The following is a 13,047-nucleotide window of genomic DNA, read 5'->3' as shown; positions in this document are numbered from 1 at the left end:
AGCAAAAACATACCAGAGAACGGACAAAAGCAAATGGAATTATCTTTCGATCGAATCCAGCCGGGTTATTTCGATCACTTCCAGGCTCAGAAAGCCGAATTCATCAACCACTTTGCCATAGATTTTATAAACGCCTTTGACCGAAAATTTAAATTTGCCGGCTACCGGAGGAAAATGGACCGTATCGATAAAATCCCCGCGCTGGTCCAGAAATGTCCCGAAATGCATGGTTTCACCTTTCGTGGTGCGGGTATTTTTAACAGCCACCAGGTAACCATACTGAATAATTTCGCAGCCCACATATTTGTGCAGGTCCCGGCTCATGACGCTGGGTGGCAGCGGATACTTCAGCAAATCGAACGGACTGCAAAGCGGATAACCTAAAAGCTCGATCTGGTCATATGCGTCGTCAACAGGGGATGAGTGAAAGGCAGGCAGTTCGAAATCTTTCACCTCAGTATGAAAAAGGTGTTTTTGAGGAGCCTTGGCAGGTGTTGTGCTGAGCCTGAAATGGGCTTTCCAAAGCAATGTTTTCTTGTCGACTCCCGTAAACCTGAATGCATCGATACGGATCAGGATCGTCAGCTGTTCGATGGAAATAGAAACCCGGTCAAGAAAATCATTCAGTGACAGGAAATCCCCGTCCGCTTGTCGCGCTTCAACGATGCGTAAAATGGTTTTTTCTTCCATTTCATTCAGGAACTGCATGCCCAGGTAAATGTCTTTACCTTTAATCACTGTTTCGGCAAAGCTGTGATTAACGCAAGGGGGCAAAACATTTGCGCCCTGCATCCTGGCTTCGTGGATATATAACTCCTGTGCATAGAACCCGCCGCCGTTGTTCAATACCGCTACCATAAACTCCAATGGATAATAGGCCTTGAGAAAAAGCGTTTGGTAACTTTCCACCGCGTAAGAAGCAGAATGCCCTTTGGCAAATGCATAACCCGCGAAACTGGCAATCTGATCCCATATTTCCTGGGTTGTTTTTGGATCGTAGCCCATTTCACTGCAGTTCCGGAAATACTTTTTCCTGACCCTTTCAAATTCTTCTCGGCCACGAAACTTTCCGCTCATGCCCCGGCGAATCACATCCGCTTCGCCGAGGGTAAGCTTCGCAAAATAATGCGCTACCTTGATCACGTCCTCCTGATACACCATAATGCCGTAGGTTTCGGGCATTAGCCGCATGAGCTCCGGATGAGCCTCGCCTCTTCTGTCCGTGTGCCGATGCCGCAAGATGTACTCCCGCATCATACCGCTTTTGGCGACGCCAGGCCGAATAATTGAGCTGGCTGCAACCAAGCCAAGGTAATTATCTACTTCCAGCTTACGCAGCAGCATTCTCATTGCAGGAGATTCCACATAGAAACAGCCAATACATTGGGCTTGTTTGATCAGTTCGTTGATTTTAGGATCGGTCTTGAATTTCCTGACATCGTCAATATCAATTTCAGGTTCATCCGGGCGGTTGTAACGGATTACTTCCAGGGTTTCCTTGATTTTGGCCAGGCCTCTTTGCCCAAGGATATCATATTTGTTCAACCCTACATCTTCGGCAATCACCATGTCGAACTGCGTGGTCGGAAACCCTTTGGGCGGAAGGTCCGTGGCAGTGAAATAATGGATAGGCCGCTCAGAAATAAGAATACCCCCTGCATGGATGCTCAGGTGGTTAGGCTGATTGTTTTCCTGAAAATAACGGGCATATTTGAGAATCAGGGTCGATAATTGGTCAAGTTTATCAGGATCAAATTTGCCGTCACTTAAGTTATCAATTTCGTACGCGGGCAAACCAAATACTTTCCCCAGCTCCCTTACTGCAGCGCTGTGCTGAAATGTGCTGTAAGTAGCGAGCAAGGCAGCCTGACCGTTTTTGCCATATCTGTCGAATAGATGTCGCGTAACATCTTCGCGGTCGCGCCAGGAGAAATCGATGTCAAAGTCAGGCGGGTTTTTGCGGTATAAGTTCATGAACCGCTCAAAGTAAAGGTCAAGTTCAATCGGGTCTACATTGGTGATATTGAGCAGGTAAGCAATGATGCTGTTAGCGCCGCTTCCGCGCCCCACATAATAGTATCCCTTTTGCCGGGCATAGCTTACAATGTCGTGATTGACAAGGAAAAAAGGAATGTAGTTTTGTTTTTCAATGAGTTCCAGCTCCATATTAAAGCGGTCCAGGATTTCATCGTTGACATTTGCCCCGTAGCGGTAACGCAGGCCGTTGCAGGCAAGCTGGTAAATCAGCTGGTAATCCTCTTTTTTACTTTTTGTAAATATCTTCAGGTTTTGGTGCTCTTTGTCATCTCCAAAGCTAAAGTGAATGGAGCATTCCGCCATTAGTTTTTCGGTGTTGTAAATAATGTACTCCAGGTCCTTAAAATGATACCGGAGTACTTTCAAAGGCATGATCTGATCGGTTTCTTCGGCCGTAGAAGAGGTAGCGAGCTTGCTGAGCAAGGTGTTTTCTGCAATGGCCCGTAACAAGCGGTGCGCGTTGAAATCCTTTTTGGTACGAAAACTCAAAGGCTGCATGATCACAAGCTTGTCCCGGTACTTAAAAAGTGGTGAGAACGGAATCCTCGTCAAATCCTTTGCTGAGACGCCAATGTATTCGTTGGGGAGGAACTGATCCTTGCGGGTCTTCGCCAGTTTTTCAAAAGGGTAAATAAAAACGGCATTTTCCGACTCTATGGCAGGGGCATTGTCGGGTATGCTTTGTTTTGAGTAAAGATATCCCGATAAGAATGAGTTCAATTCCTGAAAGCCGGTGTTGTTCTTCGCAATGCCTACAAACTGCTGTTGAATCCCATTTCTGAAATCGACACCTACAAGGGGCCGGATACCGTGTTTGGGGGCCATGCGGATAAAATTCAGGCATCCTGACGTGTTATTGATGTCGGTCAATGCCATGCATCCATAGCCATTTTCGTGACCCATCCGAAGTAATTCTTCTTCGCTGATCATGCCGTAGCGCAGGCTAAAAAAAGAGTGACAGTTGAGTAGCATTATGTTGAGAAAAATGGACTTGTGCTTATTTTGACGTTGCTAATGCATAGCGGTATGATTCTTAGTTTTTTTCAAAAGACAATGAAAAAATAGGGCTTTGCGAAAGGGTAAATAAATTGTCATTGGAATTCAGCAGACTGTACTTAGAAAACTGACAATGTTGCATAGCGCCCGGAATTTTGCTGACTAACCGTAAAACCGTTTGGAAAAGCTCCCGGGGAATTATGAAGGATTTTATAGTATCTGCATCAAAGGTCAGTGGCGTGTTTATTTTCAACTGGTCGGAAGGAAATGCATCAGGGGTTAATATCATTGACTATCATTAGCCCATGTTATCAGGGAAAAACGCAGTAACATCCCTCCGAGGAAATTTTGCAGGAAAAAATTCCTGGTCCCATGATGTATAAAGAGCATACTAAGCATTCCTATGTGCCGGGATAATAGGCGGCTCTCCGTTGAATGGGTTGCCCATACTAGCGATATTGGGGATACCGATGGTCGTGCCCCAGCTCAGAATTGAATTTCCACGGTTGTCGGTGCCATATCTGTCCCGTATGTAATCCATTGCCAGATACAGATTTAGCCGCTCTTCGGTATCATCGAACAAGTTGATCTGGTAATTACCGTTAACAAGGTCGCTGAAATGTACCCCCACGAGCCTGACCATCATCCTGCGGTTATGCAGCTGGTCAAACAGCCTTTCAATCTGGGGAATTAGCAAATGATCGGCCGATGTGTATGGGATTTTAACCTGTTTGGAAACGGTGTTAAAGTCCGAATAACGCACCTTTACCGATACACAGGATGTTAACTTATTCCCTGTCCGAAGCTGATACGCGAGATTTTCGCCCATCGCGCGCAGCATCTCACGCATACGTTTTACATCCCCGGTGTCCTTTCCAAATGTCCGTTCGTTGGAGATGGACTTTCGCTCATGAAATGGTACAATGGGAGAGTTGTCCAGTCCGTTGGCCCGGTTCCAGAGCAGCGTCCCGTTTTTGCCCAGGATTTTGGTCATCATTTCAACTGGCATTTCCTGTATGGTTTTGATGTACTTGACGCCCATATCGTACAGGATTTTGTTTGTTTTGTCACCGACCATTGGGATCTTCTGTACGCGCATCGGCGCGAGAAAGGTTTTTTCCGTTCCTGCGTCGACCTTTCGCTGGTTATCGGGCTTGGCTTCTCCAGTTGCAACTTTCGATACCACCTTGCTGGTCGACAAGCCAAAGGAAATGGGCAGGCCGCTCTCCTTTCTGATCCGGGTGCGAAGCTCTGACGATAGCTGATAGCTGTTGTAAAACTTATCCATTCCCGATAAATCTGCATAGAATTCGTCAATGCTCGCTTTCTCAAACACAGGTACAGTCTCCCTGATGATTTCGGAGACAACTTTTGATTCCTTCGAATAAACCCCGGCTTCCCCTTTGATGACGATCGCCTCCGGGCAAAGGTTTCTGGCCATTTTCATGGGCATGCCGGAATGTATCCCGAAAGACCTCGTTTCATAGCTGCATGCGGCTACTACCCCTCGATCGCCCACACCGCCCACCAGCACCGGTTTGCCACGCAGCCGGTCGTCATTTTTTCTTTCTACAGACACAAAAAAAGTGTCCAGGTCCATATGTAAAATCGTGCGATCCATTTGGAATATTTACTAAATAATGGATTAATTCCAAATATATGGAACATATCCATGTGTTGAAAGGAAATATTCCAAAAAATTTTTTTATATTTGAGAAACCTTAAACAAGGGGCCGTTTTAAAGTTTTCAGGATTCAGCATGCAGATCGAAGAGGAATTCAGGCGTTTTAAGCAAGTAAGGGAGGAGTTAAATCTGACGCAGACCGGATTTGCGGAGGAACTGGGTATAGGTGCTACCACGGCCGATATCGAGAGAGGGCGTACCCGCATTCCAGGGCAGGCAGTGAAGGAGCTTTTGAAGAAATATCATATCAATCCTTTATGGCTGTTTGGGGACAGTACCCAGAAATACCTTTATCCTGACAAGGTTTCGGTGAATCCCAAGGTCGTTACCGTCGATAATTCGGGGAAAGAAAACATCGTCCTTGTGAATGCGAAGGCAGCTGCGGGTTATCCCCATAACATTGGGGATGCGCAATGGTTTGAGAGTTTGCCGGCATTCGGCATTCCTTTGCCCGAGTACCGCAATGCTACATTCCGCGGATTTCAGGTGGACGGGGACAGCATGGTGCCCGCATTGCATTCGGGCGAATGGATTGTGGGGAAGGCAGTGGATGATTGGGATAATCTGAACAACAAGCGGATGTACGTGATTGTAACTGTGGATAGTATTCTGGTAAAACGGGTTCAAAAGGAACCCCAGTCGCAGTTTGTTACCCTGATCTCGCTTAACCCGGAATATGCGCCGATCCGGATCGATCGCAATGAGATCCGCGAGGTATGGCTGGTGAACAGTAAATTGACTTTTGATCTGGAAGGGGATAACCAGCAGGTGAGCCTGCTCAGTTTACATCAGGAGATGAGGGAAATGAAAGAAGAGATGCGGAGATTAGTCCGTTAAGACCTTTTTGAATTAAACCTCCTCCGCAACGAGCTGTTTTTCATATAGTTCCTTATAAATTCCATTCAGGCCCATTAACTGAGCATGGGTACCTTGCTCAACAATTTTGCCTTCGTCCAGAACGACGATTTTGTCGGCCAGCTTAGCCGATGAGACACGGTGTGAAATAATTACGGAAGTACGCTGGTCCATGATCCGCTTCATGTTGTTCAATATAATGTTTTCTGTATGGGTGTCTACTGCTGAGAGGCAATCGTCCAAAACCAGTATTTTAGGGTCGCGTGCAATAGCCCTGGCAATCGACAGCCGCTGTTTTTGTCCACCTGAAAGTGTTATGCCCCTTTCTCCCAGAATGGTATCATAGCCCTGTGGAAAATCAATGATGTTGTTGTACAGGTCAGCGTCCTTTACGGCCTGCTCGATTCTCTCAAAAGGCATATCGAGCGTTCCAAACCGGACATTGTTCTGAATCGTATCGGAGAACAGGAAAACGTCCTGGGGTACATAGCCAATCTGACGGCGGTAAGCGTGTACGTCGTATTCCTGCATCGGAATATCATCGATCAGGATTTCTCCGCCTGTTGGGTCGTAGAGTCGGCACATCAGATGGGCCAGGGTACTCTTTCCTGAACCCGTAGTTCCCAATATTGCCACCGTCTCTCCGGCTTTCACTTCCAGATCGAAATTGTCCAGTGCCCGTATGCCCGAGTCAGGATACACAAAGTCAACGTTCCGGAACCTGATAGCGCCATTTAGAGCCCTCACCACGTTCTTTTCGGAAACCAACGTCGTTTTTTCATTTAAAAATTCGTTGATACGGTTTTGCGAAGATGCCGCACGCTGAATCTGGCTGGTAGTCCAGCCAAGCGCCATCACCGGCCAGGTCAGCATATTCACATATAAAATAAACTCTGTAATATTTCCAGGCGTCAGATTCCCGCTGATAATCTCCTGCCCGCCGATGTAGATAATTAATATATTACTGAGCCCTATCAGCAAAAGTATGACCGGATAAAAGAATGCGTCGACTTTGGTTAGGCCAAGGGATTTTACCTTAAAAATCTCCGCTTCTTTTTGAAAATTGGAGAAGGAATGTTTTTCCTGAACAAACGACTTGATAACCCTGATACCCGAAAAGGCCTCCTGTACATACGTGGAAAGCCCTGACAATTGCTTCTGGATTTCCTGTGACCGCTTCATGATCATACTGTTGACCACGTAAACACTTATCGACAACACTGGAAGGGGAAGCAGTACATACAAAGTAAGCTTGGCACTTACCGAAACCATGTAAGAGATGACAAGAAAAAACAGGACGATCAGGTTGATCCCGTACATCAGCGCCGGACCCAGGTAAATACGGACATTACTGACATCCTCTGAAATGCGCGCCATCAGGTCGCCTGTGCTGTGCCTTCTGAAAAAACTGGCTGGAAGTGTCTGGTAATGCTGATAAATATCGTTTTTGAGCGCAAATTCGATATGCCGGGACATGACGATGATCGTCTGCCGGACAAGAAAAAGAAAAATACCTTTCAGAAGGGCCATCAGCAAAATCAGCAGGCCATACAGCAAAATGCTGAAAGCGAAAATGTCATACATTTCAGTCTGTAATGCTGCGCCAGTGAACAGGTAGTATATATCCAGGGTCTCGACTACAAGATCAAGTGCATAGCGCACCAGTTGAGCGGGGATAATGCCGAAAAGATTGGAAATAATGGTAAACAGTATTCCCAGAATGAGATACCACTTATACTTCCATAAGTACTTGTTGAGGTACTTTAATGCTTTCACTACGTAAATTTTAAGTCAGCGGATCCGAAGCCTTCTAGCCAACATCCTATTTATTCAAAACGTTGCAAAATTAAAAGGCGGCATTTCATTTTTTCGATTCTGAACAAAATAGTCTATTTTTGCGGTCAATTTTAAACATTAAACGCGAGGTACAACAGGAAGCCTTGCTCTATGCAAACTCGTTCTTTGATTTACTGTACCTTTTATAAATTAGTAACTCCGGCTTATGCTGAATAGAAGATTATTACGAACAAAAGCAATTCAAGCGCTTTACGCAAGACAATTAACCACTGACGCCAACCGATTGTTAGCGCTTGACCATATTGATGAAGCTTTTGCCCCGGATTTAAATTCCATGGAGCCTCAAAACAGGCAGAAATTGTCCGGAATGAAACGTCTCGCAGGCATGACACTGGATGAGCTGATCAAAAACGGCAAACCGAATGAGGAGGAAGAAATGCCTGAAAAAGTCATAAGGGTTGCCACCAGCGCTTTTGAAGCTTTCAGGAGACAAACCACGACAGACGGAGAGAAGATGGTGAGGAGGGTTTTGAATGAAACCGAATCCATACATGTTGACTTTGTCAGGGTTTTGTCGATGATCATCGAACTTTCCCACCTCGCTAAAATCGACCGTGAACGTAGGTATGATGATCCCGAAGCACCATTTCCAAAGGATTCGGGCCTGGATACCAACCGGGTTATCAAAGTTCTGATTGAAGATAAAGGTCTTGAAGAAGAGATCATAAGAAACGGGGTAAATTGGGGGAACGAAATGAATCTCCTTCGCAAAGTTTACCGTGAAGCGCTTAGAAAAGATTCAGTATACGAAGCGTACTGTGCACAGGCTTCCCATACCGCGGAGGAGGATCAGGCGATCATTCAGCACATTCTGCGGCAGGTTATACTAAAACATGAAGTTCCTCTGGAATACTTCGAGCAACGCGACCTGTATTGGGTCGATCATAGTGAATTGATCCGAAGCCTGGCCATAAAAACATTAAAATCTGCAGATGAAAGCCATACTTTTCAGCTGGCACCACTGACTAAAGATTGGGAAGAAGACCGGTTTTTCGTGGAAGAGTTATGCAGGCTTGTGGTGGCTGAAGGTGAACAGTACGATATTTACCTGGAAGACCAGCTTAAAAACTGGGAATTGGAACGGGTTGCATTGGTAGACCTGATCATTCTGAAAACGGCACTTGCCGAATTAATCCATTTTCCAGGTATTCCGGTAAAAGTCACGATCAACGAGTATATTGAAATAGCAAAAAGGTACAGTACCCCCAAAAGTGGTAAGTTTGTGAATGGCGTCCTGGACGTTCTGTCCGTTAAATTGGCCAAAGAGGGTATCATCAGAAAAAGCGGCCGCGGGTTAATAGACAATAAATAATATTTTCAAAGATAAAGTGTTTCAAAGTATGGAATAGTTTTTGGAGATAATGAAAAACCGGTTCCCGATATCCGTAGCAACAGCTAAAACTTTAAGAAATCATGAGTAAAACCAGTAATAATTTAATAGCATTCCTGACCGGCTGTGTCACAGGTGCAGCATTGGGGATTCTTTATGCGCCGGATAAAGGAGAAGTTCTCCGGACACAGTTAACTTACAGATTGTCGAAATATCGCGAAAGACTGCAGGAAGTAATCCAGGACCTGGTTGATAAGAAGGATCAGCCGGACAATTTTTCAAGGACCGAAAGTGAGAGAGTTGTAAACGACGCCCGCGAGAAAGCGGAGAAATTATTGGAAGATGTGGACCGGTTGATGGCTCAGATAAAAGGCGAGGGCAGTTGAGTTACCATGATGAGAAGAAAAAACATTTTCATATTGATTGGAATTGCACTTGCATTTTCTGATTGCTCAAAGGTTGAAAAGAAAGATGCAGAAAAACAGGCGGATTCAAAGATGCCTGTTTTTGCTTTAATCGATAGTTCGTCCTATGATTTCGGAGCAATTCAGGAAGGCGCTGTCGTGGAACACAGTTTCAGGTTCCGTAATGATGGAGAGTATCCTTTGATCCTGAACAATATCACCTCATCCTGCGGTTGCACTACGCCGGAATGGCCCAAGGAGCCGATTGGCCCCAAGGAAACTTCCAGCATCAAAGTTCGTTTTGACAGCAAAAATAAATCCGGGCCACAGGTAAAGACCATCACTGTGTACGCCAATACCGAACCGGCCTACTCTGAATTGAGGCTAAGGGGAATTGTCAATACAGCTCCAAAGCCAGAAACAAAAAATTAAATCTTACTAATCCATTTATTACAATGACGTTCTCTCTTTTAGCACAAGCAGCAGCAGGCGGTTCGCAGGCGATGATTTACCAGGTGATCATGTGGGTCGGTATCATAGGCGTATTTTATTTTTTTATGATCCGTCCGCAGCAGAAAAAGCAGAAGGAACAGAAAGAACTTCTTACTAATTTGAAAAAAGGGGACCAGGTTGTTACAATTGGCGGCATTCATGCCAGGATATACAGCGTAGAAGAATCGACGATTACACTCGAATTGGATAAGGGTGTAAAATTAACTGTTGATAAATCCGCTGTATCCCGTACCATCGCCGGATAAATTTTTTAATTGTTGTCGTGAGTTACGTCCCACCAAACCAAAACAGGATCAAAACTTTTCTAGGATGCCTACTGGCAGCGTCTTTCTTTTGGTTAATGAATGTGCTGAATAAGGACAATTATTCGCTCAGGCTGAATTATCCGTTATCTATCGAATACGATCATTCGGCATTTGTTCCAATGAAGCCGCTGCCCAAGAGAATTTCCGTGAATGTTTCGGGAGATGGTTGGAGCCTGCTTCAGAAATCTTGGCTGAATTTTAACGCCAATCCGGTTATTTACCGGGTTCAAAATCCCAATAAGGCAAGCATTATTAACTCGACAGCTCTAACCGACCAGATAGCGGAGCTTTTTCCCAATATGCATGTCAACTATGTCGTAGCAGATACTTTTGAACTGAATTTTGAGCCAAAAATCAGGAAAATTATACCGATACGGGTCGATAGCGCAAAAATTAACATCCGCGAAGGATATGTCATTTCAAGCTTTATCAATGTCTCACCCTCATTGATTTCTGTAGATGGCCCTGTTTCGTTGATAAAGCTTTTTCCGGATACCATACGCGTGTCGGTACCTACACCGAAAATTCAGAATAACTATGATGAAAGCCTGCCAATCCCTCTTCCTGTATATCCATTGGTGGAAGTGAGTCACCGGGATGTTTTCATCAGTTTTGAGGTTGCCCAGTATCTGCAGGCTCCTCCCTTGTAAATCACAAAACTTAGCGCAGATCCCTTTTGTCTATGTCACGTCCCTTACAAATTGGTGTCACAGGTGGGATAGGTTCAGGCAAGAGTGTCATTTGTAAACTATTTTCTTGTCTGGATATCCCAATTTACAGCGCTGATAGCCGGGCAAAGTGGCTTACAAATAATGATCGGGATATCCGGGAGCAAGTTGTTTCGCTGCTTGGCGATCAAGCATATAACGAACAAGGCGATTACAATACCGCATTTGTATCTGCGCTGGTTTTCGAGAATGAGGGCTTGCTCAGGCAACTCAATGCAATCATCCATCCGGCAGTTATGCGCGACACCATAGAGTGGGTAAGACAAAATTCCCGCTCGCCTTATGTGATCAAGGAGGCTGCGATTATGAATGCAGCAGGAGACGGCAATACACTTGATTACGTAATCGTTGTGGAAGCTCCTGAAGATCTCCGTGTAAAGAGAATTTTGGCGAGGGACAGGAGAAGCGAGGAAGAAATTCGGGCCATTATCAGAAGGCAGGCTCCGGAAGAAAGGCGCAAGGAAATTGCTGATTTTATAGTAGTCAATGACGAAAATTCGGAGCTGATTCCCAGAATACTGGAATTGCACAATTTTTTCCTGAGCAAGGCATTGAAAACCTAAAAGTCGACATCCAATCCTAGTAATTGTTTCAATTCCAGCAGATACGGATTTTTTTCAGCCATATAGTTGAACTTCTCAGCCGGTGTATAAGGCAGTCTGCTCACCTCCTGTGGTGCGACCCGACCATTAATATCCAATTTGGGTGCGTTGATGCGACTTTTCAAATAGCTCAGTAAATCGTAACGAACGTTTTGAATCGCCTCCAACTGATGCGTATTATCCAAAGCGATTTCGATGATTGCTCCTTCGAGCTTAAATGCTCTCTTAAGCGAAATTTCCTCAGTAGTAGAATTCCCTGATTGTTTCCGTTTTTCGGCAAATGCATACCAGTGCTTTTGAACAGTTTCAAGCGAAAGCTCTTCCTTCGTGATACTGTTATTTGAGAACTCACTTTCAGGGTGTAATGCGGTAACAGCGGGGTCAGCGCTTGTTTTTGCTGCTAAGATCGGCGAGGTATTTAATGAAATGGTATTTTTTAACTTCGACGAAATGACCGATGGCTGAGCGGGCCTTGCCGGTGCATCGTGAGGTGTACCATGGGAGGCTTGCCTCTCAACCGCACTTTCAGCGCGTACCGGGGTTGAATCACCTATGGATTGTTCAGGCTCAACTTTTTTTTTTGCCGTTTCATCAACGGCAGCGAGTGAATTCAGTTGAAGGATGTGGGGCAGGTTGGCCAGCTTCATCAGGCATAGCTCAACGTGCAGCCTCTGGTTTTTGGCTGATTTGTAATTGATGTCACATTGACCCGCGATGCTTAGTGCAGAAAGTAAAAAGCTCATCTCCGCAAGTGCGGATTGTTCCCTGTATTTCCGTTCTGCTGATTCGGAAACCTGCAGTAAACTTAATGTCGCAGGGTCTTTTCCTACGAGCAGATTCCTGAAATGCTCTAACAGGCCAACCACAAACAAGTGTCCGTCGAAACCTTTTCTCAGGATTTCATCAAAAAGGATCAATGATCTTGAGATGCTGCCCGTAGTGAGCGCGTCCGTGATTTTGAAATAATAATCATAATCCAGAATGTGAAGATTTTCGAGCACCGCCTCATAGGTAAGCTGGTTATCGGTCGAAAAAGTAACATTCAGGTCAAACATCGAAAGTGCGTCTCTCAAACCACCGTCCGCCTTTTGACCGATTAATTCCAAAGCCTCCTGCTCAGCAGCGATGCCCTCTTTTTTGGCAATATCCCCCAAGTGATAAGCGATATCCTTTGGCTGGATCCTGTTAAAATCGAAGATCTGACAGCGGGAAAGTATTGTCGGCAGGATCTTGTGTTTTTCGGTTGTAGCGAGGATAAAGATGGCATAACCCGGCGGTTCTTCCAATGTCTTCAAAAAAGCATTGAAAGCTGCTTGTGAAAGCATATGCACCTCATCGATGATATAGATCTTGTAATTGCCTGTCTGGGGCGGATACCGCACCTGGTCGATCAGATTTCTGATGTCCTCGACGGAGTTATTCGACGCGGCATCCAATTCGTGGATATTGAAAGAGGCATTGTTCTGAAAACTTACGCACGACTCGCATTCTCCGCAAGCTTCCACATCGTCTCCAAGATTCTGGCAATTAATGGTTTTCGCCAGAATTCGCGCACAAGTTGTTTTCCCTACACCTCTCGGGCCGCAAAAAAGAAAGGCCTGCGCCAGGTGATTGGTACGTATTGCATTTTTTAAAGTGGTAGTGATGTGCGACTGTCCAACAACGGAGTCAAAGGTAACCGGACGGTATTTTCTGGCTGAAACAACGAAATGATCCATGATGCAAGATACTCCCGT

11 protein-coding genes are annotated in these 13,047 nt (G+C 45.3%); 7 read left to right on the top strand and 4 right to left on the bottom strand.

The window, feature by feature from the left end:
- Positions 1-39: 39 nt before the first annotated feature.
- Both AC1XUF_RS22885 and dinB read right to left on the bottom strand, forming a co-directional pair.
- Positions 40-3,009 (bottom strand): DNA polymerase III subunit alpha, encoded by a 2,970-nt coding sequence (locus tag AC1XUF_RS22885; RefSeq protein WP_483344171.1) that lies wholly within the window; start codon positions 3,007-3,009, stop codon positions 40-42.
- A 415-nt stretch (positions 3,010-3,424) separates the two neighbouring features.
- A complete protein-coding gene (gene dinB / locus AC1XUF_RS22880; protein ID WP_483344170.1) occupies positions 3,425-4,654 on the bottom strand; it encodes a DNA polymerase IV in 1,230 nt (409 codons plus the stop codon).
- A 90-nt stretch (positions 4,655-4,744) separates the two neighbouring features.
- On the opposite strand from dinB, the gene AC1XUF_RS22875 reads away from it, so the two are divergent.
- Positions 4,745-5,554, top strand: coding sequence for a LexA family transcriptional regulator (locus tag AC1XUF_RS22875; RefSeq protein WP_483344169.1), 810 nt, complete (start codon positions 4,745-4,747; stop codon positions 5,552-5,554).
- Positions 5,555-5,566: 12 nt separating this feature from the next.
- Here AC1XUF_RS22875 and AC1XUF_RS22870 read toward each other — a convergent pair whose 3' ends face one another.
- Positions 5,567-7,348: an ABC transporter ATP-binding protein gene (locus AC1XUF_RS22870; protein ID WP_483344168.1), complete on the bottom strand. Its 1,782-nt coding sequence runs from the start codon at positions 7,346-7,348 to the stop codon at positions 5,567-5,569.
- A gap of 388 nt (positions 7,349-7,736) precedes the next feature.
- Here AC1XUF_RS22870 and nusB point away from each other — a divergent pair, with 388 nt between their 5' ends.
- The 6 genes from nusB (at position 7,737) to coaE (ending at position 11,272) form a co-directional block, all read left to right on the top strand.
- Entirely contained in the window at positions 7,737-8,741 is a 1,005-nt protein-coding gene (gene nusB / locus AC1XUF_RS22865) for a transcription antitermination factor NusB (RefSeq protein ID WP_483344167.1), read from the top strand.
- 101 nt (positions 8,742-8,842) lie between these two features.
- On the top strand, positions 8,843-9,145 hold the full coding sequence (locus tag AC1XUF_RS22860; RefSeq protein ID WP_483344166.1) for a YtxH domain-containing protein: 303 nt from the start codon (positions 8,843-8,845) through the stop codon (positions 9,143-9,145).
- Positions 9,146-9,151: 6 nt separating this feature from the next.
- Positions 9,152-9,595 carry a DUF1573 domain-containing protein gene (locus AC1XUF_RS22855; protein WP_483344165.1) on the top strand — a complete coding sequence of 148 codons (444 nt, stop codon included), beginning with the start codon at positions 9,152-9,154 and terminating at the stop codon, positions 9,593-9,595.
- 23 nt (positions 9,596-9,618) lie between these two features.
- Entirely contained in the window at positions 9,619-9,921 is a 303-nt protein-coding gene (gene yajC, locus AC1XUF_RS22850) for a preprotein translocase subunit YajC (protein WP_483344164.1), read from the top strand.
- 95 nt (positions 9,922-10,016) lie between these two features.
- A complete protein-coding gene (locus AC1XUF_RS22845) occupies positions 10,017-10,631 on the top strand; it encodes a YbbR-like domain-containing protein (RefSeq protein ID WP_483344163.1) in 615 nt (204 codons plus the stop codon).
- 32 nt (positions 10,632-10,663) lie between these two features.
- The gene (gene coaE, locus AC1XUF_RS22840) at positions 10,664-11,272 is read left to right on the top strand and encodes a dephospho-CoA kinase (RefSeq protein WP_483344162.1); all 609 of its coding nucleotides are present in this window, start codon (positions 10,664-10,666) and stop codon (positions 11,270-11,272) included.
- Here the strand turns inward: coaE and AC1XUF_RS22835 are convergent.
- On the bottom strand, positions 11,269-13,029 hold the full coding sequence (locus AC1XUF_RS22835) for a DNA polymerase III subunit gamma/tau (protein WP_483344161.1): 1,761 nt from the start codon (positions 13,027-13,029) through the stop codon (positions 11,269-11,271). The genes coaE and AC1XUF_RS22835 overlap by 4 nt on opposite strands.
- Positions 13,030-13,047: the final 18 nt, after the last annotated feature.

It is taken from the genome of Dyadobacter sp. HNCC25DJ185, from assembly GCF_056895195.1.
This window is presented reverse-complemented; position numbering and strand designations above follow the sequence as displayed.

Bases quoted from the DNA above. Each gene is read 5' to 3' on its own strand.
- AC1XUF_RS22885 (WP_483344171.1), bottom strand. From the start codon at position 3,009: ATGCTACTCAACTGTCACTCTTTTTTTAGCCTGCGCTACGGCATGATC.
- dinB (WP_483344170.1), bottom strand. From the start codon at position 4,654: ATGGATCGCACGATTTTACATATGGACCTGGACACTTTTTTTGTGTCT.
- nusB (WP_483344167.1), top strand. From the start codon at position 7,737: ATGAAACGTCTCGCAGGCATGACACTGGATGAGCTGATCAAAAACGGC.
- AC1XUF_RS22860 (WP_483344166.1), top strand. From the start codon at position 8,843: ATGAGTAAAACCAGTAATAATTTAATAGCATTCCTGACCGGCTGTGTC.
- AC1XUF_RS22855 (WP_483344165.1), top strand. From the start codon at position 9,152: ATGATGAGAAGAAAAAACATTTTCATATTGATTGGAATTGCACTTGCA.
- yajC (WP_483344164.1), top strand. From the start codon at position 9,619: ATGACGTTCTCTCTTTTAGCACAAGCAGCAGCAGGCGGTTCGCAGGCG.
- AC1XUF_RS22845 (WP_483344163.1), top strand. From the start codon at position 10,017: ATGAATGTGCTGAATAAGGACAATTATTCGCTCAGGCTGAATTATCCG.
- coaE (WP_483344162.1), top strand. From the start codon at position 10,664: ATGTCACGTCCCTTACAAATTGGTGTCACAGGTGGGATAGGTTCAGGC.
- AC1XUF_RS22835 (WP_483344161.1), bottom strand. From the start codon at position 13,029: ATGGATCATTTCGTTGTTTCAGCCAGAAAATACCGTCCGGTTACCTTT.